The 26,468-nt window shown below is 69.9% G+C and carries 23 protein-coding genes and 1 pseudogene; 10 read left to right on the forward strand and 14 right to left on the reverse strand.

Going from position 1 to position 26,468, the window contains the following annotated elements; genetic code table 11:
• Positions 1 to 187 precede the first annotated feature (187 nt).
• Genes ACWIHT_RS44590 through ACWIHT_RS44600 form a run of 3 tightly spaced genes read right to left on the reverse strand, consistent with a single transcriptional unit; the run spans position 188 to position 3,314 of the window.
• Positions 188 to 958: an ABC transporter permease subunit gene (locus tag ACWIHT_RS44590; protein WP_456174387.1), complete on the reverse strand. Its 771-nt coding sequence runs from the start codon at positions 956 to 958 to the stop codon at positions 188 to 190.
• Position 959: 1 nt separating this feature from the next.
• Positions 960 to 1,940, reverse strand: coding sequence for an ABC transporter ATP-binding protein (locus ACWIHT_RS44595; RefSeq protein ID WP_456174388.1), 981 nt, complete (start codon positions 1,938 to 1,940; stop codon positions 960 to 962).
• Between the two features lie 9 nt (positions 1,941 to 1,949).
• Positions 1,950 to 3,314: an MDR family MFS transporter gene (locus tag ACWIHT_RS44600; RefSeq protein ID WP_456174389.1), complete on the reverse strand. Its 1,365-nt coding sequence runs from the start codon at positions 3,312 to 3,314 to the stop codon at positions 1,950 to 1,952.
• Between the two features lie 96 nt (positions 3,315 to 3,410).
• Between ACWIHT_RS44600 and ACWIHT_RS44605 the strand changes: the two genes are divergently transcribed.
• A complete protein-coding gene (locus ACWIHT_RS44605) occupies positions 3,411 to 3,977 on the forward strand; it encodes a TetR/AcrR family transcriptional regulator (RefSeq protein ID WP_456174390.1) in 567 nt (188 codons plus the stop codon).
• A 53-nt stretch (positions 3,978 to 4,030) separates the two neighbouring features.
• Here ACWIHT_RS44605 and ACWIHT_RS44610 read toward each other — a convergent pair whose 3' ends face one another.
• From ACWIHT_RS44610 to mce, 3 genes are all read right to left on the reverse strand, one after another.
• Positions 4,031 to 4,966, reverse strand: coding sequence for a coiled-coil domain-containing protein (locus ACWIHT_RS44610; RefSeq protein WP_033285426.1), 936 nt, complete (start codon positions 4,964 to 4,966; stop codon positions 4,031 to 4,033).
• 193 nt (positions 4,967 to 5,159) lie between these two features.
• The gene (gene scy / locus ACWIHT_RS44615) at positions 5,160 to 9,008 is read right to left on the reverse strand and encodes a polarized growth protein Scy (RefSeq protein WP_456174391.1); all 3,849 of its coding nucleotides are present in this window, start codon (positions 9,006 to 9,008) and stop codon (positions 5,160 to 5,162) included.
• 209 nt (positions 9,009 to 9,217) lie between these two features.
• On the reverse strand, positions 9,218 to 9,658 hold the full coding sequence (gene mce, locus ACWIHT_RS44620) for a methylmalonyl-CoA epimerase (protein ID WP_033285428.1): 441 nt from the start codon (positions 9,656 to 9,658) through the stop codon (positions 9,218 to 9,220).
• A gap of 149 nt (positions 9,659 to 9,807) precedes the next feature.
• Between mce and ACWIHT_RS44625 the strand changes: the two genes are divergently transcribed.
• The 3 genes and pseudogenes from ACWIHT_RS44625 to ACWIHT_RS44635 all read left to right on the forward strand — a co-directional run bounded on the left by ACWIHT_RS44625 (position 9,808) and on the right by ACWIHT_RS44635 (position 13,350).
• Positions 9,808 to 11,010 carry an acetyl-CoA C-acetyltransferase gene (locus ACWIHT_RS44625; RefSeq protein ID WP_456174392.1) on the forward strand — a complete coding sequence of 401 codons (1,203 nt, stop codon included), beginning with the start codon at positions 9,808 to 9,810 and terminating at the stop codon, positions 11,008 to 11,010.
• A gap of 30 nt (positions 11,011 to 11,040) precedes the next feature.
• A complete protein-coding gene (gene meaB, locus ACWIHT_RS44630; RefSeq protein WP_200713168.1) occupies positions 11,041 to 11,997 on the forward strand; it encodes a methylmalonyl Co-A mutase-associated GTPase MeaB in 957 nt (318 codons plus the stop codon).
• Positions 11,998 to 12,116: 119 nt separating this feature from the next.
• A pseudogene (locus ACWIHT_RS44635) lies at positions 12,117 to 13,350 on the forward strand (MFS transporter).
• A 143-nt stretch (positions 13,351 to 13,493) separates the two neighbouring features.
• Here the strand turns inward: ACWIHT_RS44635 and ACWIHT_RS44640 are convergent.
• The 5 genes from ACWIHT_RS44640 to ACWIHT_RS44660 all read right to left on the reverse strand — a co-directional run bounded on the left by ACWIHT_RS44640 (position 13,494) and on the right by ACWIHT_RS44660 (position 16,554).
• Complete coding sequence (locus tag ACWIHT_RS44640; protein WP_456174393.1) at positions 13,494 to 13,970, reverse strand: MarR family winged helix-turn-helix transcriptional regulator; 477 nt, start codon at positions 13,968 to 13,970, stop codon at positions 13,494 to 13,496.
• Positions 13,971 to 14,062: 92 nt separating this feature from the next.
• Entirely contained in the window at positions 14,063 to 14,860 is a 798-nt protein-coding gene (locus ACWIHT_RS44645; protein WP_456174394.1) for an AIM24 family protein, read from the reverse strand.
• A complete protein-coding gene (locus tag ACWIHT_RS44650; RefSeq protein WP_399122025.1) occupies positions 14,857 to 15,507 on the reverse strand; it encodes an AIM24 family protein in 651 nt (216 codons plus the stop codon). The genes ACWIHT_RS44645 and ACWIHT_RS44650 overlap by 4 nt, the downstream gene beginning before the upstream one ends.
• 1 nt (position 15,508) lies before the next feature.
• Positions 15,509 to 16,141 carry an AIM24 family protein gene (locus ACWIHT_RS44655; RefSeq protein WP_456174436.1) on the reverse strand — a complete coding sequence of 211 codons (633 nt, stop codon included), beginning with the start codon at positions 16,139 to 16,141 and terminating at the stop codon, positions 15,509 to 15,511.
• Positions 16,142 to 16,218: 77 nt separating this feature from the next.
• Positions 16,219 to 16,554 carry a DUF6191 domain-containing protein gene (locus ACWIHT_RS44660; RefSeq protein ID WP_456174395.1) on the reverse strand — a complete coding sequence of 112 codons (336 nt, stop codon included), beginning with the start codon at positions 16,552 to 16,554 and terminating at the stop codon, positions 16,219 to 16,221.
• 123 nt (positions 16,555 to 16,677) lie between these two features.
• Here ACWIHT_RS44660 and ACWIHT_RS44665 point away from each other — a divergent pair, with 123 nt between their 5' ends.
• Positions 16,678 to 17,037, forward strand: a complete 360-nt coding sequence (locus tag ACWIHT_RS44665; protein ID WP_456174396.1) for a DUF3817 domain-containing protein — start codon at positions 16,678 to 16,680, stop codon at positions 17,035 to 17,037.
• Positions 17,034 to 17,327 (forward strand): MTH1187 family thiamine-binding protein, encoded by a 294-nt coding sequence (locus ACWIHT_RS44670; RefSeq protein WP_456174397.1) that lies wholly within the window; start codon positions 17,034 to 17,036, stop codon positions 17,325 to 17,327. The genes ACWIHT_RS44665 and ACWIHT_RS44670 overlap by 4 nt, the downstream gene beginning before the upstream one ends.
• A gap of 26 nt (positions 17,328 to 17,353) precedes the next feature.
• Here ACWIHT_RS44670 and ACWIHT_RS44675 read toward each other — a convergent pair whose 3' ends face one another.
• Entirely contained in the window at positions 17,354 to 18,229 is an 876-nt protein-coding gene (locus ACWIHT_RS44675) for an SAVMC3_10250 family protein (protein ID WP_456174398.1), read from the reverse strand.
• Between the two features lie 175 nt (positions 18,230 to 18,404).
• Between ACWIHT_RS44675 and ACWIHT_RS44680 the strand changes: the two genes are divergently transcribed.
• Positions 18,405 to 20,189: a glycosyltransferase family 2 protein gene (locus tag ACWIHT_RS44680; protein ID WP_456174399.1), complete on the forward strand. Its 1,785-nt coding sequence runs from the start codon at positions 18,405 to 18,407 to the stop codon at positions 20,187 to 20,189.
• Between the two features lie 3 nt (positions 20,190 to 20,192).
• A complete protein-coding gene (gene glxA / locus ACWIHT_RS44685; RefSeq protein ID WP_456174400.1) occupies positions 20,193 to 22,148 on the forward strand; it encodes a radical copper oxidase GlxA in 1,956 nt (651 codons plus the stop codon).
• A 29-nt stretch (positions 22,149 to 22,177) separates the two neighbouring features.
• On the opposite strand, the gene ACWIHT_RS44690 is transcribed toward glxA, so the two are convergent.
• Positions 22,178 to 23,170 (reverse strand): glycoside hydrolase family 6 protein, encoded by a 993-nt coding sequence (locus tag ACWIHT_RS44690; RefSeq protein ID WP_456174401.1) that lies wholly within the window; start codon positions 23,168 to 23,170, stop codon positions 22,178 to 22,180.
• 393 nt (positions 23,171 to 23,563) lie between these two features.
• Positions 23,564 to 24,547, reverse strand: a complete 984-nt coding sequence (locus ACWIHT_RS44695) for a DUF5937 family protein (protein WP_456174402.1) — start codon at positions 24,545 to 24,547, stop codon at positions 23,564 to 23,566.
• 73 nt (positions 24,548 to 24,620) lie between these two features.
• Between ACWIHT_RS44695 and ACWIHT_RS44700 the strand changes: the two genes are divergently transcribed.
• Both ACWIHT_RS44700 and ACWIHT_RS44705 read left to right on the forward strand, forming a co-directional pair.
• Positions 24,621 to 25,919 carry an MFS transporter gene (locus tag ACWIHT_RS44700; protein WP_456174403.1) on the forward strand — a complete coding sequence of 433 codons (1,299 nt, stop codon included), beginning with the start codon at positions 24,621 to 24,623 and terminating at the stop codon, positions 25,917 to 25,919.
• Between the two features lie 11 nt (positions 25,920 to 25,930).
• Positions 25,931 to 26,440, forward strand: coding sequence for a MarR family winged helix-turn-helix transcriptional regulator (locus tag ACWIHT_RS44705; RefSeq protein WP_456174404.1), 510 nt, complete (start codon positions 25,931 to 25,933; stop codon positions 26,438 to 26,440).
• Positions 26,441 to 26,468: the final 28 nt, after the last annotated feature.

Consider the following 26,468-nt stretch of genomic DNA (forward strand, 5'->3'; position numbering starts at 1 on the left):
GTCGGGGGCGTGGCGGTACGGCGAGCCCGCCGCGGTTGTGCCCCTCTGGTGTTGTCACAGTGGACGGCGTGGGGACCAGCTAAGCGGCGGGCTCGCCGTACCGCCACGCCCCGCTCCCGTGCGTCGGCGGGTGCCGGTCCGTGGGGGTGCGGGGTGCGGGGGGCTTCTGCCGTGCGGGGGAGTAGTTCTACGCGTCTCGTCGCTTCAGCAGGACGTATGCGCCCAGCAGGGACGCCGCCACCCAGAGGGCCATGATTCCGAAGCCGCCCCAGGGGCCGTACGGTGCCGAGTCGTCTACCGGGGTGACCACCTGCATGATCTTGCTGCCGGCCTGGTCGGGGAGGTACTGGCCGATCTTCTTCGTCGCGGAGACATTGCCGAGGATGTTGGAGATCAGGAAGAAGAAGGGCATCAGGATGCCGAGGGACAGCATCGGTGAGCGGAGCATCGACGCGACGCCCATGGAGAACATCGCGATCAGGGTCATGTAGAGGCCGCCGCCGATCACCGCGCGCAGTACGCCGGAGTCGCCGATCTCCGCCTTGTGGGAGCCGAGCATCGCCTGGCCGAGGAAGAACGTGGCGAAGCTGGTCACCAGGCCGACCAGGAGGCAGAGTCCGGTGGCCACCGCGATCTTGCCGAAGAGGAAGGTGCCGCGCTGGGGGACGGCCGCGAGGGACGTGCGGATCATGCCGGTGCTGTACTCGTTCGATACGACCAGGACCCCGAACACGATCATGGCCAGCTGGCCGAGGCTCATTCCGGCGAAGCTGATGAAGGTCGGGTCGAAGGAGAGTTTGTCCTTCTCGCTCATGTCGTTGAACTGGTTCTTCGACAGTGCCGAGATCAGCATGCCGAGCCCGATCGTCACCACCAGCGCGAGGGACAGTGTCCAGATTGTCGATGCCACGGAGCGGATCTTCGTCCACTCCGAACGGATGACCTGGGTCGCCGCCATGTCAGTCCTTCTTCCAGCCGTCGCCCCAGCCCTGCTGTTGCTCGGCAGGTGCGACGGGGGGTGTCACCAGGGGGGCGTCGGAATGTGCGTGGTACTCCACCGACTCCGCGGTCAACTGCATGAACGCCTCCTCCAGGGAGGCCTGTTGGGGGCTCAGCTCGTGCAGCGCCAGCTGGTGCTGTGCGGCCAGTTCGCCGATCTGCTCGGACTTGCCGCCGTCCACCTCAAGGGTTCCGTTGCCGGATTCGACGACCGTGATGCCGGCCTGGTGCAGTACATCGAGCAGCCGCTCTCGGTGTGGGGTGCGGATGCGGACGTAGGACCGCGAGTTCTGCTGGATGAAGTCCGCCATGGACGTGTCCGCGAGGAGGCGGCCCTGGCCGATGACGACTAGGTGATCGGCCGTCAGCGCCATCTCGCTCATCAGGTGCGAGGAGACGAAGACCGTACGGCCTTGCGCGGCAAGGGACTTCATCAGGTTGCGGATCCAGTGGATGCCCTCGGGGTCGAGGCCGTTGACCGGCTCGTCGAACATGAGGATCCGTGGGTCGCCGAGGAGCGCGCCCGCGATACCGAGTCGCTGGCCCATGCCCAGTGAGAAGCCTTTGGCCTTCTTTTTCGCTACGGCTGTCAGTCCGACTGTGTCGAGCACCTCGTGGACCCGGCTGTTCGGGATGCCGTTGCTCTGTGCCAGGCACAGGAGATGGTTGAAGGCGCTGCGGCCGCCGTGCATGGCCTTGGCGTCGAGGAGGGCGCCGATATACGTCAGCGGGTCCTTGAGCTGGTCGTAGTGCTGGCCGTCGATGCGTACGTCACCTGCGGTCGGTCGGTCGAGACCGAGCATCATGCGCATCGTCGTCGACTTGCCGGCGCCGTTCGGGCCGAGGAAGCCCGTGACGATTCCGGGCCGGACGGCGAAGGTGAGGTTGTTCACCGCCACCTTCTCGCCGTACCGCTTTGTCAGCCCCTCAAGCTCGATCATGCGGCCACGTTAGGACCGCTGTTGGGCTGATGCCACCCGGACGGGCAAACAGAGTCCGACGGCGCAGGCAACAACCGTGAACGCCGTCGCCCAGGCGAATGCGTGCGCGAAGGCCGTGGTGCCGTGGCCGTGCGCGAGGATCGTCGCCAGTACGGCGGTGCCTACGCCGCCGCCCAGTTGCTGGACGATCCGGATGCTGGTGCTCGCGTGCGGGATGTGGGCCCGGTCCAGGCCCTGGTAGGCGCCCACCATGACCGCCATGTTGGCCGCGCTCACCCCGAGTCCGCGCACGACCAGGGCGAGGGCCAGGAGTGCGGCGCCGGGGTGCGGGAGGAGGAAGGGGAGGGTGCCGAGAGTGCAGAGGAGCATGCCCGCCACGGTGATCGGGCGGGGGCCGAGGCGGTCGGTGAGGGGGCCGGTGGCCCTGGCCAGCAGGCTGCCCAGGCCCTGGGGGGCCAGGAGCAGGCCGGCCGCTATCACGCCCTCGCCGCGCACCTGTTGGTAGTAGAGGGGGAGCAGGAACATCCCGCCGAAGAGGGTGAGCCCGTTCAGGAACGTCAGGAGGGAGGAAACGGTGAAGGTGCGGTTCTTGAACAGGTGGAGGTCGACGAGCGGGGCGCGGGTGTGGAGTGCGTGGCGGGTGAAGAGGGCTATCAGTACGGCGCCGGCCGGGATCGCGGTCGCTCGGGCCGTGCCGGTCTCGGACAGGCCGTAGACCAGGGTGGCCAGGCCGGGGGAGAGGAGCAGGAGGCCGGTCAGGTCCAGGTGGTGGCCGGGGCGAGGGGTGTCCTTGGGGACGCCGCGCCAGGCCAGGGCCAGGGCCAGGAGGCAGACGGGCAGGTTGACGTAGAAGATCCAGCGCCAGCTGAGGTGGCCGACCATCAGGCCGCCGAGGACCGGGCCGAGGATCGGTACGACCATGGCGGGGAGGGTGATCGCGCTCATCAGGCGGCCGAGGCTGCGGCCTCCGGCGGCCCGCATCACCAGGGTCTGGAGGATGGGAAGCAGGAGGCCGCCGCCTATGCCCTGGAGGACCCGGAAGGCGATCAGTGAGCCTATGTTCCAGGCGAGGCCGCAGAGGATGGATCCGGCCAGGAAGAGGGTCAGTGCGCCTAGCCAGACCTGGCGGGAGTCGTAGCGCTCTACCGCCCAGCCGGAGACCGGGACGACCGTCGCGAGGGCCAGGAGGTAGGCCGTACTCACCCATTGCAGGCTTGCCGTCGAGGCGCCGAGGTCGTGGCCCAGGGTGTGCAGGGCTATGGAGACGATCGTGCTGTCGAGGAGTGGGGCTAGGGCGCCCAGGACGAGGATGCCGGCGAGTTTGCGGACGGCCGGGTCGAGGCGCTCGGCGGGGCCGGCGGTGGTGGCAGGCAAGATGGTCCCCCTTAGAGACGCTGCGTCTCTTATTTTGTCCACGATAGGCTGGATGCGATAAGAGACGCAAGGTCTCCTAGGTGGAAGGTGCTTGTGATGGTCGGAGAGCAGACGCGGCGGCGTGGGGCCGCGTTGGAGGCCGACATCCTGGACGCCGTGTGGGAGGAGCTGGCCGCGGTCGGCTATGCCCGGCTCACCATGGAGGGCGTCGCCACCCGTGCCCGTACCGGTAAGCAGGTCCTCTACCGGCGCTGGCCCAACCGCGCCGAACTCGTCAAGGCCGCCATGTCCCACCGCACCGGCACCATCGCCGGCCGGATCCCCGACACCGGGGAGCTGCGCGAGGACGTGCTTACTCTGTTGCGGATGATGGTCGCGCGGCAGCGGGAGATCGGGTCCGACGTCATCCGGGGCCTGCTGGCGGACGCGCCCGACCTGGACCCGAAGGTGTTCGGGATCGTTTACGACATCCTGCTGCCCATGCTTCAGAGGGCTGTGCGGCGGGGTGAGATCCCTACCGCCGAACTTTCCCGACGGGTTGTCACGGTCCCGGCTCAACTGCTGCGCTACGAGATGGTCATCTCACATGAACCGGTCGTCGACTCCACGCTCGTGGAGATCGTCGACGATGTGTATCTGCCGTTGCTGCGCGGGCACGGCTGAGGCCCGCACCCCCGGAGGGAATGCGGGCCTCAGCCGTACGAGCTACTGCGTGACTACCGGGACTGCTGAGCCGGAACCCCACGGGAGATGGGCTCGTCCTCGACCGGAGAGCTCGCGGCGGCCACCGCGGCGCCGGTGAGCGTGGCGAGCATCTCGCGCACGTTCGTCAGCTGCGCGTTGATGCTGTCGCGGCGGTTGGTGAGGGCGGCCAGCTCGCGCTCGGACTCCGAACGGATGCGGTCGGCCTTGGCGTTCGCGTCGGCCACGATGTCCTCGGCCTGGCGCTGGGCCGTCTCCACCGTCTGGCGGGCGCGGCGCTCGGCGTCCGTGCGCAGCTTCTCGGCCTCCAGTCGGAGCTGCTCCGCGCGGTGCTCGATCTCCGCGAGACGCTTCTCCGCCTTCTGCTGACGCGACGCCAGGTCGCGCTCGGACTGCTCGCGGCGCTTGGCGAGGTTCGTCTCGAAGTCGGCGGCGGCCTGCGCGGCCTTGGCGCGGGTCTCCTCGAAGAGGGCGTCGGCCTCCTCGCGCTTCTGCTGGGCGTCCTTCTGGGCCTCGCCACGCAGCTGCGCGGAGTCGCTCTTGGCCTTCTCGACGATCCGGACGCCCTCGTCCTCCGCCTTGGACTTGCGCTCCGCAGCGAACGATTCTGCGTCGTTGCGGACCTGCTGGGCAGCGGACTCCGCGAGTTCGCGGTGCTGCTCGGCCGCGCGCCGGGCCTCCTCGCGCAGATCCTTGGCCTCTTCCTCGGCGAGGCGGAGGATCTTCTCGACCCGCGCGCCGAGACCGGCGTACGACGGCTCGGCGTCGCTTACCTGGGCCGCGGCGTTCTGCGTTTCGAGGTGGAGCTCCTCGATGCGCTTTTCAAGAGCAGTGATACGAGCCAGAGCGCTGTCACGGTCGGAGACGAGCTTCGAGATGCGTTCGTCCACCTGAGCGCGGTCGTACCCACGCCGCACAAGCTCGAAGCCGTAGGGGGAAGTGTCGCTCATGGGGTTCCTGTCGAATGAGACCGGTGAGGTGATAGGTGGAATCCTAGGGGCCGAAGCGGTGTGTCATCGAGCGGATGCGTGTTTGATCTGGAGAATGACACCCCTTTTGAGTGGCTAACCGTCCGACCGCTTGCCAAAGACCGGGTCAAAGGCCCCAGAACGCCCGAACCTCACAGGAGGTTCCTAGGCTTCGTCAGCCCTCAACCGACTTGCCACCCGAACGAGTTGCGCCCGCGGCGGCGCCGGCCTTGACCCCGCCGTCCTTGGCCGCCGTCGGGGCCTCAAAAGACTCCAACGCTTCCAGGACGTCCTGGACACGGGAGATTTCGGCATTGATGTCCTCGCGGCGGCGGACCAGCACGTCGAGTTCGCGCTTGCCCTCCTCCACCGTGCGCCGGGCCTCGCGGATCGCCTCCGCCTTCAGGTCCTCGGCCTCACGGATCAGCGTGGACTTCTTCTGCTCGGCCTCCTTGAGGAGACCCTCCGCCTTCTTCACCGCGGCGATACGGACCTTGCCCGCCTCGGAGTTGGCCTCCGAGACCAGCTCCTTGGCCTTCATCTGGGCCTTGCCGAGCTGCTCCTCGGCCGCCTTGATGAGCGCGTCGCAGCGGTCGCCGGCCGATCTCATCGTCTCCGCGGACTCACGGCGGGCCCGCTCGTGCAGGCTCTCGATCTCGCTGGTGATGCGGTCGCGCAGCTCCTCGGACCGTTCCCTTATGGCGGTGGCGTCCCGGCGCGCGCCGACCAGCAGCTCGTCCGCGTCCGTACGGGCCCGCTCCACCCGGGAGTTGCCCTCGACCGTGCCCTCGGACACCAGCCGGTCGGCCTCGGCGCGGGCCGCGCCGACCATCGAGTCGGCCTGTGCCTCGGCGTCCGCCGTCGTCTTCTGTGCCTGCTGCTGCGCCTCGTTGAGGAGCTTGTCGGCCTCCGCCGCGGTCTCCGTGATGAGCGTGTCGACCTGCTCGGCCACGTCCGACCGGCGTTTGTTGGCCTCCTTGCGGGCCTCGTCCAACGTCCGCTCGGACTCCTCGCGGGCCGCCGAGGTGACCCGCTCGGCCTGCGCCTCCGAGTCCGCCCGCAGCCGCGCGGCCTCCGCCCGGGTCCGCTCGGCGTGCAGCTGTGCGGCGCCGACCGTCTCGGCGGCCTCGGCGCGCAGCCGCTCCGCGTCCCCGGTCGCGTCCGAGATCAGCTTCTCGGCCTTGGCCACGGCCTCCGAACGCACCCGCTCGGCCTCGTTGACCGTCTCCGTCTGGAGCCGCTCCGCCTCCGCCGTCACCTCGGTGATGAGGGTGTCGGCCTGCGTCGCCGCGTCCGAACGGATCCGGTTGGCGTCCTCGCGGGCGTCCGCCCGGGCCCGCGCCGCGTCCTGGTCGGCCTGCGCGATCGCGTCCGCCGCTTCCGTGCGCCCCCGCTGGACGTGCTCGGCGGACTCCGACCGCAGCCGCTCGGCCTCCGCGATCGCGTCCGAAACGGTGTGCTCCGCAAGGGCCTTGGCGGCGTCCGTCTCCTCGTTCGCCCGGCGCCGGATGCGGTTGGCGTCCTCGGTGGCCCGCTCCCGCTCGCTGTAGGCGTCGGCGCGGACCCGGTCCGCCTCCTCCTGCGCCTCGCGCCGGGTGCGGTCCGCCACGTGCTCGGCGGCCGACCTGATGCCCTGGATGTCGTCCTGCGCCTGCTCGTGCAGCCCCGCGACGGACTCCCGCACCTGCTGTGCGTGCTGCTCGGCGCCCGACACCATCTCGGTGGCGCGCCGGTCGGCCTCCTCGACCAGCCGCAGCGCCTCGGACTGCGCCTCCTCGACGCGGTTGCGCGCCGAGGCCAGCAGCTCCTCGCTCTGCTCGCGGGCCCGCTCGCGCTCCTGCCCGGCCTCCTCACGGGCCGACCCGAGCAGCTCCTCGGCCTCACGACGACGCCGTACGGCCTCCTCCTGGGCGGCGGCCAGCGTCTCCGACGCCTCGATCGCGAGGCGCTCGGCGGCGGCCTGGGCCTCCGCGCGGACCCGGTCCGCGGTGTCCTGCGCCTCGGTCTTGAGCCGCTCGGCCTCGGCCGCGGCCTCGGACCGCAGGCGTACGGCGATGGTCTCGCCCTCGGCGCGGGAGGCGGACGCGTCGCCCGCGGCCTCGTTGCGCAGCCGGTTGGCCTCCGCCTCGGCCTGCGCCTGAAGGGAACGGATGCGGTCGGCGGCCTCGCCGCGCAGGCGTTCCGTCTCCTCGGCGGCCTCGCGGCGGATCCGCTCGGCCTCCTCGCGGGCGTCGGTCAGGGCCTGTTCGGCCGCGGCGAGCCGCTCCTCGGTCTCGGTGTGCAGCCGCGTCAGGCCCTCGGCGGCCTCCTCGCGGCGTGCCTCTATGGCCCGCTCGGTGTCGTCGCGCAGATCGCGTGCGGCCTGTTCGGCGTCCGCCTTGATGCCCTCGGACTGCTCGATGACCTCCGCGCGGTGCCGCTCGGCCTCCTTGCGGGTGCGGTCGAGGGTCTCCTCGGCCTGCCGGCGCAGGGTGGTGGCGCGCTCGATGGCCTCGGTGCGGACCTTCTCGCTGTCCGTGGTGGCGGTCTGCCGCAGTTCGTCGGCGTCGACGCGGGCCTTGGAGAGCAGGTCCTCGGCGGTCTTGGCCGCCTCCTCGATCTGCTGGACGGCCTCGCGGCGGGCCTCGGCGCGGATGCGCTCGCCCTCGCCGACCGCGTCGGCGCGCAGCTGCTCGGCCTCGCCGCGCAGCCGGCGCGCCTCCTCCTGGAGCTCGACCGTCTTGGCCCGGTACTCCTTGGTGTCGTCCTTCGCCGTGCCCTTGAGCTGTTCGGCGATGTCGTGCGCCTGGGCGCGCAGCCGGTCGGCCTCGGCCTCCGCCTCGGAGCGGATCCGCTCGGCCTCCTCGGTGGCGGCCTTCGTGGTGTTCTTGGCGTCCTCGGACGCCTTGTCGAGGACGTCCTCGGCGGTGCGGGCGGCCTTGGCGAGCTGGGAGGCTGTCTCCTCGGCGGTGAGGCTGCGGGCGTTCTCCTCGGCCTCCGCGACGATCTTGTCGGCCTTGGCCTGGGCGTCGGCGACGACCTGGTCGGCGTCCGCCTTGGTGGTCTCGGCCTCCTTGGTGGCCTCGGTGACGAGGCGGGCGACCTGCTCCTTCGCGGTACGGGTGCGCTGCTCGTTGGCGGACTCGGCGCTCGCGAGGGCCTTGGCCGCGGCCTCCGTGGCCTCGCTGAGGACCTTCTCGGCCTCCAGGCGCGCTTCGCGCAGTGAGGTTTCGGCCTCCGCCATGCGCGTCTCGGCGGCCCGGCTCATCTCGGTGGCCTGCCGGCGGGCGGAGTCCGACTCGTTGACCGTGGAGCTGCGCAGCTGCTCGGCGTGGTCGGTGGCTTCCTGGGCCTGGCTGGAGGCCGCGTTCAGCAGGCGTTCGGCGTCCGTGCGGGCGCGGCGCAGCAGTTGCTCGGCCTCCGAGCGGGCCGCTTCGGCGTCCATCTCCAGCCGCTGCCGGGCCTCGGCGGCGACCCGCTCGGCCTCGGCGCGGGCGGCGGCCAGGGCCTGTTCGGCCTCGGCGCGGGACTCCTCGACGAGCCGGCGGGCCTGTGCCTCGGAGCGGGCGCGCAGCTGCTCGGCCCATGCCACGTTCTCGTTGACGTGCGACTCGACGGTCTGCCGGCGCTCGCCCAGTTCCTGGTCGAGCTGCTGGCGCCGGGTCACGGCCTCCTGGTGCAGTTCCGCCTGGAGGCGGGCCGCGTTCTCCGCGTGCTCCTGGAGGATGCGCTGGGTCTGCGCGCGGGCCTGGCTCAGCTCCCGCTCGGCGTCCTGGCGCAGCTGGTCGGCCTGGACCTGGGCATTGCGGAGCATCTGCTCGGCCTGGTAGCCGATGTCACCGCCGTCGTAGGCCGGCCGGGACATGAGGGTGCGGCGCGCCTCGTGGAGCTTGGCGCGCAACACCTCGACCTGGTAGCCGAGGTCCTCGGCATGCTGGATCGCCTTTTCCCGCTCGGTCTTCAGCCGCTCCATCTCGGCCTCGAACCGAGAGAGGTGGTCGACGTCAGCCGCCGGCTCTCGCTCCTGGCGTTCGTAGCCCCGCACTGCGCGGTCCCATCCGTCCCCTGGTCGCGGTTTACTCCAACGAGCGCCGTCCATCCACCGAACGGTGCTCCCGGGGAATGGTGTCAGATCAACGGCGGAGCCCGGGCTGCTGCCCCGACGCTCGCCCCCCGAAACCGGACCCCGGCATGCCGTTGCCCTGGTTGCGAGCGACGACCGACCCCAACCCTACCGGCCCATATGTACGAGGGTCAGTGCTCAGGTGACTCAACAGGCGCCGAAGTGACCAGTTCTGTCAGTACGCCATGGCAATCCTTTGGGTGCAGGAACGTGATCCGTGACCCCATGGAGCCGCGTCGCGGCTCCTCGTACAGAACGCGTACGCCCTTCCCGCGGATGTCCTCGGAGTCCGTGTCGACGTCGGCCGTGCCGAAGGCGATGTGGTGGACGCCCTCCCCGTTCTTCGCCAGCCACTTCCCCACGGCGGAGTCCTCGCGGGTGGGTTCGAGGAGCTGGAGGTAGGAGGCGCCGCCGTCGTCCGTGTTGTTGATCTTCAACATGGCCTCGCGCACGCCCTGTTCCTCGTTGACCTCGGAGTGGAACACCTCGAAGCCGTACGTGGCCCGGTAGAACTCGACTGTCTTGTCGAGGTCGAAGCAGGCGATCCCGATGTGGTCGATTCGCGTCAGCATGTATGTAGTGCAGCGCTCGCGCGGTGGTTACGCAACGTGCGCGCGATCACACCGACGGCCCGATGACGGGGTGGTCTACCGCTCAGTACATTTCGAGTAAACCCTCGTTCACTCCTCAGCTGAAACACGCTGGAAGGGGATCGCACCTCATGTCTGGAACGAACAGCACGACCTCGGTGATCGTCGCGGGCGCCCGCACGCCCATGGGACGGTTGCTGGGCTCCCTGAAGACCTTCTCCGGAGCCGACCTCGGCGGCTTCGCGATCAAGGCCGCCCTCGACCGTGCGGGTATCGGTGGCGACCAGGTGCAGTACGTGATCATGGGCCAGGTGCTCCAGGCCGGGGCAGGGCAGATCCCGGCACGCCAGGCCGCCGTCAAGGCGGGCATCCCCATGAGCGTCCCCGCGCTCACCATCAACAAGGTCTGCCTCTCGGGCCTCGACGCCATCGCGCTCGCCGACCAGCTCATCCGTGCAGGTGAGTTCGACGTGATCGTCGCGGGCGGCCAGGAGTCCATGACCAACGCCCCCCACCTGCTCCCCAAGTCCCGCGAGGGATACAAGTACGGCGCGATCGAGATGCTCGACGCGATGGCCTACGACGGCCTGACCGACGCCTTCGAGAACATCGCCATGGGCGAGTCGACGGAGAAGCACAACACGCGCCTCGGCATCGCCCGGCCCGAGCAGGACGAGGTCGCGGCCCTGTCCCACCAGCGGGCCGCCGCCGCCCAGCAGAACGGCGTCTTCGAGGCCGAGATCACCCCGATCGAGATCCCGCAGCGCAAGGGCGAGCCCGTCGTCTTCAGCAAGGACGAGGGCATCCGCGCGGAGACCACGGTCGAGTCGCTGGGCAAGCTGCGCCCCGCGTTCACCAAGGACGGCACGATCACCGCGGGTACCTCGTCCCAGATCTCGGACGGTGCGGCGGCCGTGGTCGTGATGAGCAAGACCAAGGCGCAGGAGCTGGGCCTGGAGTGGATCGCCGAGATCGGCGCCCACGGAAATGTGGCGGGACCCGACAACTCGCTCCAGTCGCAGCCGTCGAACGCGATCCTGCACGCCCTGAAGAAGGAGGGCCTGGAGGTCGAGGACCTCGACGTGATCGAGATCAACGAGGCCTTCGCCGCCGTCGCGGTCCAGTCAATGAAGGACCTCGGGGTGTCCACGGAAAAGGTGAACGTCAACGGCGGCGCCATCGCCCTGGGCCACCCCATCGGCATGTCCGGCGCCCGGCTCGTCCTGCACCTCGCCCTGGAGCTCAAGCGGCGCGGCGGCGGGGTCGGCGCGGCGGCACTGTGCGGCGGCGGCGGTCAGGGTGACGCACTGATCGTGCGGGTACCCAAGGCCTGAGCTGTACTTTCCCGACGGAACGGAGCTGTGATGCAGGACGTCGCCTCGCTGGTGGCCCAGGCCAGGGAAGGCCGGCCGCGGGCCGTGGCCCGGCTGATCTCCCTGGTGGAGGGGGCGTCCCCCCAGCTCAGGGAGGTCATGGCGACCCTCGCACCGCTGACCGGCGGGGCGTACGTCGTGGGTCTGACCGGCTCCCCGGGCGTCGGCAAGTCGACGTCCACCTCCGCGCTCGTCACGGCCTACCGCAAGCAGGGCAGACGGGTCGGCGTCCTGGCCGTCGACCCGTCCTCGCCGTTCTCGGGCGGCGCCCTGCTCGGCGACCGCGTCCGCATGTCGGACCACTCCTCCGACCCCGGCGTCTACATCCGCTCGATGGCCACCCGCGGCCACCTCGGCGGCCTCGCCTGGTCCGCCCCGCAGGCCATCCGCGTCCTCGACGCGGCGGGCTGCGACGTGATCCTGGTGGAGACGGTCGGGGTCGGCCAGTCGGAGGTCGAGATCGCCTCCCAGGCCGACACCAGCGTGGTGCTGCTCGCCCCCGGCATGGGCGACGGCATCCAGGCGGCGAAGGCCGGAATCCTGGAGATCGGCGACGTCTACGTCGTCAACAAGGCCGACCGCGACGGCGCCGACGCCACCGCCCGCGAGCTGAACCACATGCTCGGCCTCGGCGAGTCCCGCGGCCCCGGCGACTGGCGCCCCCCGATCGTCAAGACGGTCGCCTCCCGCGCGGAGGGCATCGACGAGGTGGTGGAGGCGTTGGAGAAGCACCGGGCGTGGATGGAGGAGCACGGGGTTCTCGCCGAGCGTCGAGCGGCCCGGGCGGCCCGCGAGATCGAGACGATCGCGGTCACTGCCCTGCGCGCCCGCATCGGCGACCTGCACGGGGACCGCCGTGTCGGCGCGCTCGCGGAGCGGGTCGTGGCGGGGGAGTTGGACGCGTACCGCGCGGCGGACGAACTGATCGCGGGCATCACGGAGGGTTAATACGCTGGTCAACGTCCTTGCGCCGCTGCTACGTTGACCCACATGTTCCTCCTCATGGCATAGGGCACGCCGAACACACCGGCGTCCCTTTCCCATGCCTCCAGTTGAGGAACATTCGCATGTCCGCGCCCTCTTCCACGCCGACTCCGGCGTGCCCTTCGTACGCCGCCGTACTCCAAGTCCCGTACGCACGCCGCACGTTCACCGCCGCCCTCGTCGGCCGCCTCTCCTACGGCACGGTGTCACCGGCCGTGCTGCTCGCGGTCGTCCACTCCACCGGCTCGTACGCCGCGGCCGGCACGGTCATGGCCGTCTTCGGCACCGCGACCGTCCTCCTGCTGCCCCTGCGCGCGGCCCTGGTCGACCGCCACGGCCCCCGCCGCGCCCTGCTCCCCATGGCCCTGCTCTACGGCACCCTCCTGTGCGTCCTCGCGGCGGTGACCTGGCGCCCCGGGACACCGGAGGTGGTGCTCGGCACGGTGGCTGCGCTGACCGGCATGTGCGCGCCCCCACTGGGACCCACCATGCGCTCCGTGTGGGCCGAACTGGTCGGCGACCAGGGGCTGTTGCGGCGCGCGTACAGCCTGGACGGTGTCGCCGAGGAACTCCTGTACGTCGTCGGCCCGTTGGCGATCGGCGCGCTGATGAGCTTCGCCCCGCCGGCCGCCGGGGTCCTGCTCAGCGCGGTGCTGATCGGCGCGGGAACCTTCGCCTTCGTCACGTCACCGGCGCTGGCCGGGGTACGGGTTCCCGCCGGGGGTCGACCGGGGCTGAGGCTCGCCAGGGTTCGCGGGCTCCTCGCACCGGTCGTCGTGGCCGCCGGGATGGGGCTCGCGCTGAGCGCCGTCTACCTGCTGGTGATGGCCTTCGCCGAACAACGGGGGTACGGCGACGGTGTCGTGCCCTGGGTGCTGGCCGCGGTGTCCGCGGGCAGTGCGGTCGGCGGCCTGCTGAACGGTGCGGTCGACTGGCGTCGGGCCGCGCGGGTACGGCTGGCGTTGTCGGCGCTGGGTCTTGGGCTGGCGCTGGCCGCGGCCGGGCTGGCGGCGGGGATGTGGTCACTCACCGTGGCGGTGGCGTGCGCGGGGTTCTTTGTCGCACCGGCGCTGACCACCGCGTATCTGCTGGCCGACGAGGTGGCCGCGCCGGAGGCGCGGACTCAGGCGGGGGCGTGGGTCAACATGGCGGTGAACGCGGGGAGTTCGGGGGGGATCGGTGGTGACGGGGCTGGTCATTGGGCGGTTGCCGGTGGGGGTGTGCTTTGTGATCGCCGGGGTGGTGGCGGGTGCGGCGGGGGTTGCGTCTTGCCTGCCGGTTCGTCGTGGCTGGTCGCGCAGTTCCCCGCGCCCCTGAAGTCGGGTGCTGTAGCGCCCCGGACTCACTCGTTCCGGTCGGCATCATCCAGTCCGTCCGGCGTTTGAGGACGAGGCCCCTTCAGGGCCGAAGCGGGGGTCTGGGGGCGGCAGCCCCCAGACGTCCCGGCCATCCCGCTCAACCTAGGGACGGCCCCGCTGCCCCCGCAGATGTTCCGCGATCGGCTTCAGTGTTTTGTCGAGTTCCGACAGGCCCTCGGGGGGCACGAGGTCGATGAAGTGCCGCCGTACCGACGCCACATGATGGGGCGCGACCTTCTGCATCGTCTCCAGGCCGTGTTCGGTGAGCACCGCGTACAGTCCCCGGCGGTCCGACTCGCAGTTCTCCCGGCGTACCAGGTCCGCGTTCTCCATGCGGGTGATCTGGTGCGAGAGGCGGCTCTTGGACTGGAGCGTGGCGGCGGCGAGGTCGCTCATCCGCAGCCGTTTGTCCTCCGCCTCGGAGAGGTTCACCAGGATCTCGTAGTCGTTCATCGTCAGGCCGAACGGCTGCAGGTCCTTTTCGAGCTGGTACGTCAGCAGCCTGTTGACCTCCAGGTGGGTGCGCCAGGCGCACTGCTCCTCATCGGTCAGCCAGCGCGTGGCCGTCTCGGTCTCCATGAATGAAGTCTACCTAAAATGTTGAAAGGCGAACTAGTGAGGGTGGCGTGACGGCGCGCACACGTTCGACGTCACACTCCGCAGACTACCGCTCACAGCCCGAAGCGACGCTGGAGATCTCCCAGCTGTCCGGGAAGGCGCGGTGCGCCCGCTTGCTGTGCGGGACCTGTGCGAACCCCGCCCCCGCCCGGTACCCTCGGCTCGTGCGGCACAACCCCTGTGGCCTGCTCGGGCATCAGATTCTCCGAGGACTGGAGCAGTACCGTGCCCGCCCCCACGAACTCGAACTGGTGCTCCTCCCCGGAGGCCCCGCCGATGCCCGTCATCGCACGTAGACCGCCCAACAGGCCGGTCATGTACGCGTGGTCGTAGTGGTGGCACGGGGAGGGGCAGTCGGCCCAGCCGACGAGCGCCTGCGGGTCGACCCGGATCGGGGGTTCCATGAACACCACCGGGCCGCTGGAGGCGGCCACGATCTTTCCGGTTCCGATGAGTGTCAGAAAGCCGGGAACAATCGACTGCTTCAGAGCGAGACTTGGCTGAAAAGCGAGCAGGTTGCCGGAGCGAATGGTCATGTTGGCGTCTTCGAGGTCGTACGCGTTGACGTCGAAGGCCCGGTCGGCGAGCAGCATCTTGCCCGAGCCGTCCGCCACGACCCAGTCGCTCGCGTGCAGAGGCGAATGGAAGGACGTACGGACAAGTCGGTCGAGTCGCCCGTGCCCGATGCCGTTGAACTCCATCGAGCCGTAGTAGGCGATCATCTTCCCCTTCTGTAGGAACCACTGGCTCCCCTTGAGCTCCACGCAGAAGGTGTACTTGTTGACGTTGTCGTCGACCGGCAGGGTCATCGGGTCGAAGACCGTGGGGCCGGACCCCGCGTACTGGCTCACAGCTTCTCCTCCGACGCCTGGACGTAGACCGCGCCGCTGCCGCTCAGCTCCAGCTGGAACGCCTCGCCGGAGCCCCGGCCCACCATGTCGCGCCAACCGAGCGCCGTGGACAGCTTGTTGCGGACGTCGCCGTGGTGGGCGACGTAGGCCTGCGGGTCGACATGGACGGGTCTGCCGGGGGTGATCGGCACCTCGAAGACGCCGCCGTGGGCCATCACGGCGACCGCGCCCTGTCCCTGGAGCGTCGTCGTGAACAGGCCCTGGCCGGTGACCTGGCCGCGGACCATGCCCATGACGCCGCCCTGTGAGCCCATGAACATCGTGCCCTGCCGGAGGGTGCCCTCGAAGGCGAGGAGGCGGTCGGCCTCCACGTAGAGGGTGTCGCCGGTGAGACGGATGATCTGGATGTGGTGGCCGCCGTGACCGAACATCACGGTGCCGCTGCCCTCGACCGTCATCAGGGGAGTGGCCTCGTTGGCGACGCGGCGGCCGAGCATCGACATGACGCCGCCCTGGCCGCCCTGGATGTTCGGGGTGAAGGAGACGTCACCTTTGTAGGCGAGCATCGCGCCGCGCTGGCTGTACAGCCGCTGCCCCGGCATGACGGTCGCCTGGATCATCTTCGAGTTGATCTCCGTGAACGTCATGTCACACGTCCCCCGCGATCGTGTTCCGCTCGCTGGGCTGGACGTAGACGAGCCCGTCGCCCTCGAAGCGGATCTGGAAGGCCTCGCCGCCGCCCTCCCCGAAGAAGGTGCGGAACGTCACACCGGACTGGAAGGACTGGTTCAGGTTCCCCTGGTGCGCGATGTACGCGCCGGGGTCGACGGTCAGCGGGTACTGCCGGCTCACCCGCAGCACCACCGCGGGGCCGTCCGACATGATCGCCGCCTGGCCGTGGCCCTCGACGGTCGTCGTGAACAGCCCGTTGCCCTGCGAGGCGCCGCGCAGTCCCGTGAACGTCGTGCCCGTTCTCAGTGCCGCGTCGGTCGCGAGCAGGTTGCTCGACTCGACGTACAGCTTGTCGCCCTGGAGGTTCACGAGGTTGATCTCGGACGCCCGGTCCGCGAACCAGCAGGTGCCCTGCCCCCTCACCTCCATCACCGTCATCTGCTCGCCGGTGAGCCGCCGGGTGACCATCCCCCGGATGCCCTCACCGCCGCCGCTCATCTTCTTGAAGGCCATCTGCCCGTCGTACGCGACCATCGAGCCGTTCTTCGCCTTCACGGCGTCCCCGGTCATGTCGACGGCGAGCACCTTGCTGCCCTGGAGTCGAAACATCGCCACCGTGCGAAGGTAACCGCAGGGGCGCGGTCGCGGACAGGGCCCGTGGGTGGAGAACGACCCTGACCTGCCCCCTAGGGCGTGTCGCGGGGCGTGTCGTGAGGTGCGGCCAGCCGTATGACGGCCGTACCCGCCCGCAGGTCGACCGTCGACCACGGCGGGTCCCCGTCCTCCTCGTCGTCCCGCATCACCAGCGCGCTCTGCCGTTCCTTCAACTCGGTCTGCTTGCCCGGCGAGAGGCTCGCGTGCAGCTGCTCGAAGCCGGTCGCGGAGATCTGCCCCTGCCGCCCGGCGTTCCGCCAGGGCAGCACCCCGGCCCGGCCGGCCCTCAGAAGCAGCTGGTCGAGGAAGGCGAGGAGCGTCAGCAGGACCACCAGTCCGGGCAGCGTCATGAAGAAAACGAACTGCACGGACACTCCCGGGGGATCGGCGGCGGACCCCCAGTCTTGGCCCGCTCGGCCGTTTGCCACAATGGGTGAACGTTTGTGCTCGCGTTCACAAGCTGTGGACGTCTCCCTCACCGAAGGTGACCTGTGGACATCAAGACCGCCACCGCAATCCGCCGCCTCCGCCTGGTGTCGGCCCCCGAGGCCGTGTCCTTCCTCCTCCTGCTCGTCTGCTCGGTCCTGAAGCGGACCACGGACTTCAACGCGGTGCCCGTCATGGGCATGGTCCACGGTGTCCTCTTCATCCTCTACGTCCTCTTCTGGGCGGACGCCTGGAACCGCACCAAGTGGGGCCCGAAGACGGCGGCCCTCTACTTCGTCCTCTCGGTCCTGCCCACCGGCGGCTTCTTCGCCGAGCGCAAGCTCCGCCGCGAGTCCGAGAACGCAGTCAACGAAGCCATCGCGTCCCGTGCCCGCCAGGAGCAGGAAGGAGCCGTGAAGGCATGATCGTCGCCTTTTCCGTGACACCCCTGGGTGTCGGCGAGGATGTCGGCGAGTACGTCGCCGACGCCGTCCGCGTGGTCCGCGAGTCGGGCCTGCCCAACCGCACCGACGCGATGTTCACGTCCATCGAGGGCGAGTGGGACGAGGTCATGGACGTCGTCAAGCGGGCGGTCGCCGCCGTGGAAGCCCGCGCCCCGCGCGTCTCCGTGGTCCTCAAGGCGGACATCCGCCCCGGAGTGACGGACGGCCTCACCTCCAAGGTGGAGACGATCGAACGACACCTGGAGCGGTAGCCGACGGGACAGCGTCCTGACGGTGCCTATGACGGAGCGCGTCGACGCCAGGACCAGGGAGCGCGCGGGCGCCGACGGCGACCAGAACTCGGCGGAAGTGCCTCGACGTGGAGCGGAGAAGCCACGACCAGGCGTTCGGACCACGACGAGTCCTCGATGTCCATGAGCACGACCGCGTGTCCGCGCATACGCGATCGGCAGTTGGCCGGGTAGTCGCGCGAGACCCAGAAGAACACGCCCATGGCCGCCTCCTCGCGCCTCTGATCCCGTCTCCGGCTGGGGGCCCCGTAGGTCGGAGACTCGGGAGTCACCTGGTGGCCTTCTTGGTCTCTCCGCTCAAGTCCGAGGACGAGGTCGTGCAGCCACGTGGTGTCCGACCCCATGCGCCCCGCGGCGACCGCTCGGGTGCGCAGGTGTTGAACGGAGCCACACAGCAGAAGTCCCATGTCGCGTGGTTGGCCCCGACTGCCGGCAGCTATGTCTCCGACGAAGAGGACAACGTCTTCCGGTGGTTCGCCGTCGTCCTCATGGACTGCGGCGTGAGTCATGTCCAGGTCGAAATGGATCCAACGATTCGGCCGAAGACCGAAGTCGGTGAACTGGGCGGGATTCTGTCTGTCCTCGACCTCTTTGACTCCCTTGGCCAGCTCGGCGAGCGTAGCCCGCGCATGCGGCTCGTCACTCAGGGAGCGGGATCCGGAAACCTCCAGGACCGGTGCTCCGGGGGAAACCCGACCGATCCGTTGACCTCCCGCTGAGAACTGGTGCGAGGAACTCCGAGCCGTCCGAAGAGCCTCTGCTCGGACACGTACACAAGGTCCGCCACGGTTCCTCCTCGCGCGGTCGGCGGCCGATACGAACGCTACGGAACACACAGCCGGCCGTGAACACCCGCCGGGCACACCCCGGCCCCCGTTCCGCCGCCGGGGTCAACCCCCCACCCACCTGGACGCACCCAGTTCGACACGCCCTCAATTCTCCACTTGTGTGAGGTTATCGGCCCGGTCGATCTTCGGAACCCAGCGGTTCCGGAGGCCCCCCGGGCGTCGATCACTCCTCAATCATTTGGAGGGCGCTGTGCGGCCGGAGGGCTACGACTACGACACCTACAGCCGACTGGCCGGGCCGCTCACCGAGCCGTCCGGTGCGTCGTACCAGGTGCAGTACAACTCGCTCCTCTCGCGCGAGCCCCACCGAATACGCGCTGTCCTCCTGATGAGCCTCGCCCCGGTGCTGACCGCCGCCCTGCTCGTCTATCTCGTCTGGCCCACCCACTGGGTGGAGCGCGAGGGCGGTCAGGAGTGGATGGTCGGGCTCGACATCACGATGCTGATAGCCATCGGCCTCATCGAGCTGTTCATGGTCGTCAACGTCGCCTCCGTCGCCCACGCCACGCTGGTCGCCCGCGACCCGGTCCCCGTCGTCCCCGCCCCCGGCACCCGCGTCGCCTTCCTCACGACGTACGTCCCGGGCAAGGAACCCCTCTCCATGGTCCGCGCCACACTTGAGGGTGCCGTCAGGGTCACGCACACCGGACCCGTCGACGTGTGGCTCCTCGACGAAGGCGACGACGAGCAAGCCAAGGCCCTGTGCGCCGAGTTGGGCGTACGGCACTTCACGCGGCACGGCGTCCCGGAGTGGAACCGACCCAAGGGTGTCCACAAGGCCCGTACCAAGCACGGGAATTACAACGCCTGGATCGCGATGCACGGCGGCGACTACGAGTTCTTCGCCTCCGTCGACACCGACCACGTTCCGCTCCCCAACTTCCTTGAGCGGATGATGGGTTACTTCCGCGACCCGGACATCGCCTTCGTCGTGGGACCGCAGGTGTACGGGAACTACCACAACCCCGTCACCAAGGCCGCCGAGTCGCAGCAGTTCCTCTTCCACGCGCTGATCCAGCGCGCCGGAAACCGCTACCGCGCTCCCATGTTCGTCGGCACCAACAACGTCGTACGGATCGCCGCCGTCAAGCAGATCGGCGGGCTGTACGACTCCATCACCGAGGACATGGCCACCGGCTTCGAGCTGCACCGGCACCGCAATCCCCTGACGCGTACGCACTGGCGGTCCGTCTACACGCCCGACGTGCTCGCCGTGGGGGAGGGGCCCGCCTCCTGGACCGACTTCTTCACGCAGCAGATGCGGTGGTCGCGTGGCACGTACGAGACGCTGATCAAGCAGTACTGGAAGGCGCCGTTCACGATGCCTCCGGGGCGGCTGTTCTCGTACACGATGATGCTCGTCTACTACCCGATGACGGCCGTCAACTGGCTGCTGGGCATCATGAGTTGCTTCCTGTTCCTGTGGTTCGGGGCCTCCGGCACGCAGGTCGCCGCGTCCGTGTGGCTGATGCTCTACAGCGACGCGGCGGCGCTCCAGATCGGGCTGTATCTGTGGAACCGGCGGCACAACGTCTCCCCGCACGAGCCGGAGGGGTCGGGCGGTCTCGCGGGCATGGCGATGTCCGCGCTCTCCGCGCCGATCTATCTGAAGTCCTTCGGCGAGGCGCTGATCCGGCGCCCCAGCCGGTTCGTCGTCACTCCCAAGGGCGGCGACGCCAGCCCGGACCGGCTGATGACCTTCCGTATCCACCTCTTCTGGGCGATCCTCCTGGCGACCTCGCTGGCCGCCTCCGTCGTCCTCGACCACACCCACGCGGCCATGCGCACCTGGGCCGTCCTCGCGATGGTCATCTCCCTTGCGCCGATAGGCGTTTGGGTGGGTTCGCTGGTCAAGGAGCGCCGGGAGCGGCACGCGCTGCTCGGCGCCGCGCGCACCCTCGACACCGTCGAACCCGCTCTCGCCACCACCGGCGCCGGGCCGTCCGTCTCCGGCACCACGACAGGGGGCAACTAGACCATGGCGTACCAGCCGTCCCAGAAAACCAGGAAGACCGTCCTCGGCATCGGCGGCATCGCCGTCCTGGCCGGTCTCAACGCCCCGGCCGCCCTCGAATTCGCCGGCGAGCAGTACCACGAGTACAAGATCACCCGGCCCGACTACATGGCCAAGTACGGCTCCTGGGACCAGATCGACATCCCGAAGGAGTACCGCACCAACGCCATCCACGCCTCGCTCCTGCACACCGGCAAGGTGCTGATCGTGGCCGGATCGGGCAATGAGCAGAAGAAGTTCAACGCCGGGTCCTTCGACACCGTCCTGTGGGACCCGAAGGCGAACACCTTCAAGAAGATCCCCACCCCGGTCGACTTCTTCTGCGGCGGCCACAGCCAACTCCCCAGCGGCAACCTGCTGGTGGCCGGTGGCACGGCCCGCTACGAGCTCCTCGACGGCGAGGTCAAGCGGGCCGGCGGCGGTATGCGCGTGAAGAACGAGAACCCCAACAAGCCGATGTTCCTGAAGAAGGGCACCGTCTTCCGCTCCCCGGCCGGCGTCGACTACGTCACCAGGTTCGACGTCACCGTCCCCAAGGCCAAGCGCGAGTTCAAGGTCACGTACAACGCCCGTGGTGTGATGCAGCCTTGGCAGACCAAGGTCACCGCGAGCGAGGTCCGGGTCTTCGTCGAGGCCACCGAGGCGGGCCCGATGTCGGTCACCGAGAAGCAGGCCCAGTACGACGTCGTCGGCCTCAAGGGCATCGACGCGAACAACACGTACGGCCTCTCCGAGAAGATCACGCTCGACAAGCAGGACTACCAAGGCATCCGCGCCGCCTACGAGTTCGACCCGAAGGCCGAGCGGTACATCGCCGTCGACCCGATGGACAAGGCCCGTTGGTACCCGACCCTCGTCGGCCTCGACGACGGCCGCGTCCTCGCCGTCTCCGGGCTCGACGACGTCGGCGTCATCGACCAGGGCGACAACGAGATCTACGACCCCAAGACCAAGAAGTGGACCCCGGGCCCCCAGCGTTACTTCCCCACCTACCCGGCCCTCTTCCTCACCAAGGGCGGCAAGCTCTTCTACCCGGCCTCCAACGCCGGCTACGGCCCCGCCAACAAGGGCCGCGAGCCCGGCATTTGGGACCTGAAGACCAACAAGTTCACGACGGTGGCGGGCCTGCGCGACCCCGAAGAGACCGAGACCTCGTCCTCGCTCCTGCTGCCCCCCGCGCAGGACCAGAAGGTGATGATCCTCGGCGGCGGAGGCGTCGGCGAGTCCAAGAAGTCGACCCCGCGCACAGCCGTGGTCGACCTGAAGCAGGACAGCCCCGTCTTCAAGGACGGCCCCAACCTCCCCCAGGGCACCCGGTACTTGAACAGCGTGATCATGCCGGACGACTCGGTCTTCACCACCAACGGCTCCTCCGACTACCGGGGCCGCAGCGCCAGCAACATCTTCAAGGCGCAGTTCTACGACCCGAAGGGCAACGCCTTCCGCGAGGCCGCCGCCCCGATGGTCGGCCGCAACTACCACTCCGAGGCACTGCTGTTGCCCGACGGCCGCGTCGTCACCTTCGGCTCCGACCCGCTCTTCGACGACCAGGCCAACACCAAACTCGGCCACTTCGAGCAGCGCATGGAGATCTTCACCCCGCCCGCGCTGCACAAGAACGGCGGCAACAGGCCCGTACTCCAGGACGGTCCGGAGACCCTGGACCGCCACCACCGGGCGACCTTCCGCACCGACCACCCCGACCGGGTCGTCAAGGCCCGCCTGATGCGCCCGAGTTCGGTCACGCACACGACGGACGTCGAGCAGCGTTCCATCGAGCTTGGTCTGGTCAAGGACGGCAAGTCGGTGACGGTGGACGTACCGAACGACCGGGCACTGGTGCCGCCCGGGTGGTACATGCTGTTCGTTACGGACGCGCAGGGCACGCCGTCAGAGGCGAAGTGGATCCAGGTGCACTGAAGTTGACCCGGATGAACTGAACCGCCTTGCTACGCCTTGGAGTTGCGTGCCAGCTCCAAGGCGTACTCCGGCCACCACTGCCCGGCGTCCGGACCACCCGCACAGGTGCCGTCCGAGGCGCCGGGCCGCTTGATCCACAAGTAGGCGTCCAGGGCGGGTTCGCCGGTGTCGGTGGTCGGCCGGGTGCCAAGACCCCGGCCCGGCGGGTTGCACCAGGCACCGGCCAGCGGCCCGTTGCCGTTCCGACTGCTGTCGACGACGAAGTGCTTGCCGCCGAGGTCCTTCGACAACTGGACGCCGTACTTCTTCGTCACGGCGTCCGTCTGGAAGTTGGAGACGTTGAGCGAGAACCCGTCGGCCTCCTCGACACCCGCCCGCTTCAACGGCTCCACCAGCTTCCAAGGGTCCCTGATCCAGGCCGGGTTGCCCGCGTCGAGATACACGCTCGTACCTGACTGCTGCTTCAGCCGGACCACCGCCTCGCCCAGCAACTGCTCCCGCTCGCCCTGGTACTCGCCCGGGGTGCACCCGTCCACCATGTGCGCGACGGCGTCCGGTTCGAGCACGACGAGCGCCTTGGAGTCGCCCAGCGCCTCGGCGAACCTGCCGATCCAGGCCCGGTACGCGTCCGCGTCCGCCGCTCCGCCCGCCGAGTGCTGACCGCAGTCCCGGTGCGGGATGTCGTACGCCACGAAGATGGGCGTACGACCCTCCTGACGCGCGGACGCGGTCGCCGCCCGGATCACCGGGCCGGGGTCGAGTTCGCCGGCGGGCCACAGCGCGGTCGGCTGATCGGCGATCCGCTTGAGCAGCGTGGCGTCGTGCTTACGCCCCTCCCGCTCCCACATCTGGATCTGCTCGGCGGCCGGGCTCGCCGGGTCGATCCAGAAGGACGTGGCGTGTGCCGGGTCCTTGGACCGGGCACCGGCGACGGAGGCCTCGTCGACGTCGGCGGCGGACGAACAGCCCACCGCGAGCCCGAACACCGAGACCACCGCGAACGTGCGGATCAGCCGGGACATGCCGCTCCCTTGCGCGAGGGGACATTAAGTGACGATTCGTCAGTAATTGTGGACGATCCGTCACCCTGCCGGGCCCTGGCGCGCCGGTCGGCCGGTGCGGGAGGTGGGTGCGGGCTGCTGGTGGTGGTGTTCGTTCGTGCGCTGGGACGGGTGCTGGTGCGTTGGTCGGGCGGTGCTTGAGGTGGGCGCGGATTCCCGGCGGTACACGTCCGCGTGCCGGGTTGGGTGCCGGTGCGTCGGTAGGTCGCGGTTCGAGGGCGGTGTGGATTTCCGGCGGTGTCTGTCGGCGCGCGGTGTCGGGTGTTGGCGGACCGTGCCGGGCCTGGCGCGTCGGTCGGGCGCGGACTCCCCGTGGTGTGTGTTCGAGCGCCAGGTCGGGTCCCGGTGCGCCGGTCAGCCCCCGCCCGTCGTCAGTGCTGTTCCCAGTGCGGTCCGTTCGTAGAGCACCTGGTGGCCGTAGCGTCGCGCCGTGAGGAGGCCCGCGTCGCGCAGGACCGTCAGGTGTGCGGAGACCGACGAGGGGGCCAGGCGGAGGCGGTGGGCGAGGGCGGTCGTGGAGGTGGGTTCGGTGAGCGCGGTCAGTACGGTGGCCCGGCCCCGGCCCAGTAGTCGTAGCAGCGGGTCGGGGGTGTGGTCCGACGGCCTGGACCACAGGGCGCCGATGCCCCGGGCCGGGTAGGCCAGGGTCGGCTGCCAGGGGTGCTCGAAGGTGCTCACGACGTTCGGCCAGATGAAGACGCTCGGCAGCAGGACCAGGCCCTGACCGCCGAGATCGCGCTCGTGCTCGCCGCGGAACTCCACGGTCAGCGTCCCCCCGTCCCAGGCGCAGTGCCCGCTGATCTCCGGAAGCAGCACGCCGAGCCCCACCTCGGCGAGCCGGCGTGAGTGGAAGGCGATGTCTGCCTCCAGCAGGGCGCGCAGCCGGGGCCAGTCCGGCGCGACCAGGGTGTGCCAGACGGCCTCCATCGCGTCCGCCAACTCCTCGATCATGCGGGCGGGTTCACGCAGCCAGGCCCGGCCGCGCGCGGACTCCAGCGCGCCCGGGGTGGAGGCCAGCGACCGGGCCGTGTCCGTACGGGCCCGGGCCGGATCGGCCGCGCGGACGGCGGCGATCTCCTCCTCGAAGGTGGCCGCCGGACCGCTCGGCGGCGGACACAGCCAGCCGGGGCAGTGCCCGGTCTGCGGCATCAGCAGCCACAGCGGCGCGAGATCGAGACCGGCCACCGCCGCGCCGGTCCGCCGCAGCCAGGGCACGTGATACCCGTGCCGCTCCGGCCGCTTCAGCGTGCGCACCACCTCCTGCGTCTCCCAGAGCGGCGACACCGCGAACCGGCACCGGAGAAAGTCGTCCTCCCCGAAATACAGCCGCGACGGCATGCGCCAACCCCCAGAGATTCGGCCCTGTCCGAAACTCTAGGACGCCGGGCCGCCTCTGAGCACGCTGCTCCCCATGCTCCAAGCCCCTCCCGCGCCGCCCACCGGCTACCGCCGCGTCCTCGCCGTCCCCGAGTTCCGCTTCGTCTTCGCCGCGCACGCGCTGTCCCTGCTCGGCGTGGTCGTCACCGAGATCGCGCTCTCCGTCCTCGTCTACGACCTCACCGGCTCGCCCCTGCTGAGCGCGCTCGCGTTCGCGGTCGGATTCCTCCCGTATCTCGTCGGCGGGACGCTGCTCGCCGGGGTCGCCGACCGCTACCCGGCCCGGCGCGTGCTGGTCGTCTGCGACCTGGTGTGCGCGGGCTGCGTCGCGGCGATGGTGGCGCCGGGCACCGGCATCGCCGTACTGCTGCTGCTCCGCTGCGCCCTCGCCGTCGTCTCACCGGTGTTCGCGGGCACCCGGATGGCGACCCTCGCCGACATCCTCGGCGACGGAGACCTCTTCGTGCTGGGCCGCTCGCTGCTGCGGATCGTCTCGCAGAGCGCGCTGCTCGTCGGATACGGACTCGGCGGCCTGCTGCTCACCGTCGTCTCTCCGCGCCACGCCCTGCTGATCACCGTCGGCACCTTCCTCACCTCCGCGACCCTGCTGCGGCTCGGCACCCGGCGCCGCCCCGCCCGGGCGAGCGGCGGGAGCGCCCTGCTGGCCGACTCCCTCAAGGGCGCCCGGCAGGTCCTCGCCGACCGCCGGGTACGGGCGCTGCTCCTGCTGTTCTGGCTGCCCGCGATGTTCTCCGTCGCCCCCGAGGCCCTCGCCGCGCCCTACGCGGCCGAACTCGGCGCCGGTTCGACCGGGCTCGGGCTGCTGATGTGCGCGCTGCCCGTCGGCACGATCGCCGGCGAACTGTACGCGGGCTCCCGACTCCGCCCCGCCACCCGCGAACGGATCGCCCTCCCGCTGGTCTGCTGCACCCTCCTGCCCTACCTCGCCTACGCCTCCCGGCCGGGCCTCGCCGTCTCCCTCGCGCTGCTGGCGGTCGCGGGCGCCGGGTCCGCGTACACGCTCGGCCTCGACCAGTGGTTCGTCCGGGACGTCCCCGAGGAACTGCGCGGCCGGGCCATGACCCTGCTCACCGCCGGGCTGATGACGATCCAGGGCGTGGGCATGGCCCTGGCCGGTGCGGCCGCCGAGTTCGCGGGGGTGCGCGGGGCGGTGGTGGGGGCCGGGGCGCTCGGTACGGTGTGCTGCGTCCTGCTCGCCGTGGAAGCCCGCAGGACTGCCGCGAGACTGCCGGGGACCGCTGCTGGACCGCCGCCGGACCGCCGCCGGACCGAAAGACGAGACGGGGCTGACCACGATGTGACCGGCCGGTAAGGTCTGGTGCCGTGCCGAAGCCGCTCAGTCTCCCTTTCGACCCCATCGCCCGTGCCGACGAACACTGGAAGCAGCGCTGGGGAAACGTACCGTCGATGGCCGCCATCACCTCGATCATGCGGGCACAGCAGATCCTGCTCGCCGAGGTCGACGCGGTCGTCAAACCGTACGGACTGACCTTCGCGCGGTACGAGGCGCTGGTGCTGCTCACCTTCTCCAAGGCGGGTGAGCTGCCGATGTCGAAGATCGGCGAGCGGCTCATGGTGCATCCGACGTCCGTCACCAACACCGTGGACCGGCTGGTCAGATCCGGGCTCGTAGACAAGCGCCCCAACCCCAACGACGGCCGCGGCACCCTAGCCTCCATCACCGACAAGGGCCGCGAGGTCTGCGACGCGGCGACCCGCGACCTGATGGAGATGGACTTCGGGCTCAGCGCGTACGACGCGGAGGAGTGCGGGGAGATCTTCGCGATGCTGCGCCCGCTGAGGGTCGCGGCGGCGGACTTCGACGAGGAATGACCCGGGCGGAGGACGAGGACTGACCCGG

This window comes from Streptomyces sp. NPDC002276 (assembly GCF_053891435.1).

What these genes read in the sequence shown, in the direction of transcription:
- ACWIHT_RS44590 (WP_456174387.1), bottom strand. Translation starts at nt 958, where the DNA reads ATGGCGGCGACCCAGGTCATCCGTTCGGAGTGGACGAAGATCCGCTCC.
- ACWIHT_RS44595 (WP_456174388.1), bottom strand. Translation starts at nt 1,940, where the DNA reads ATGATCGAGCTTGAGGGGCTGACAAAGCGGTACGGCGAGAAGGTGGCG.
- ACWIHT_RS44605 (WP_456174390.1), top strand. Translation starts at nt 3,411, where the DNA reads ATGGTCGGAGAGCAGACGCGGCGGCGTGGGGCCGCGTTGGAGGCCGAC.
- ACWIHT_RS44610 (WP_033285426.1), bottom strand. Translation starts at nt 4,966, where the DNA reads ATGAGCGACACTTCCCCCTACGGCTTCGAGCTTGTGCGGCGTGGGTAC.
- mce (WP_033285428.1), bottom strand. Translation starts at nt 9,658, where the DNA reads ATGCTGACGCGAATCGACCACATCGGGATCGCCTGCTTCGACCTCGAC.
- ACWIHT_RS44625 (WP_456174392.1), top strand. Translation starts at nt 9,808, where the DNA reads ATGTCTGGAACGAACAGCACGACCTCGGTGATCGTCGCGGGCGCCCGC.
- meaB (WP_200713168.1), top strand. Translation starts at nt 11,041, where the DNA reads ATGCAGGACGTCGCCTCGCTGGTGGCCCAGGCCAGGGAAGGCCGGCCG.
- ACWIHT_RS44640 (WP_456174393.1), bottom strand. Translation starts at nt 13,970, where the DNA reads ATGGAGACCGAGACGGCCACGCGCTGGCTGACCGATGAGGAGCAGTGC.
- ACWIHT_RS44650 (WP_399122025.1), bottom strand. Translation starts at nt 15,507, where the DNA reads ATGACGTTCACGGAGATCAACTCGAAGATGATCCAGGCGACCGTCATG.
- ACWIHT_RS44655 (WP_456174436.1), bottom strand. Translation starts at nt 16,141, where the DNA reads ATGTTTCGACTCCAGGGCAGCAAGGTGCTCGCCGTCGACATGACCGGG.
- ACWIHT_RS44670 (WP_456174397.1), top strand. Translation starts at nt 17,034, where the DNA reads ATGATCGTCGCCTTTTCCGTGACACCCCTGGGTGTCGGCGAGGATGTC.
- glxA (WP_456174400.1), top strand. Translation starts at nt 20,193, where the DNA reads ATGGCGTACCAGCCGTCCCAGAAAACCAGGAAGACCGTCCTCGGCATC.
- ACWIHT_RS44690 (WP_456174401.1), bottom strand. Translation starts at nt 23,170, where the DNA reads ATGTCCCGGCTGATCCGCACGTTCGCGGTGGTCTCGGTGTTCGGGCTC.
- ACWIHT_RS44695 (WP_456174402.1), bottom strand. Translation starts at nt 24,547, where the DNA reads ATGCCGTCGCGGCTGTATTTCGGGGAGGACGACTTTCTCCGGTGCCGG.
- ACWIHT_RS44700 (WP_456174403.1), top strand. Translation starts at nt 24,621, where the DNA reads ATGCTCCAAGCCCCTCCCGCGCCGCCCACCGGCTACCGCCGCGTCCTC.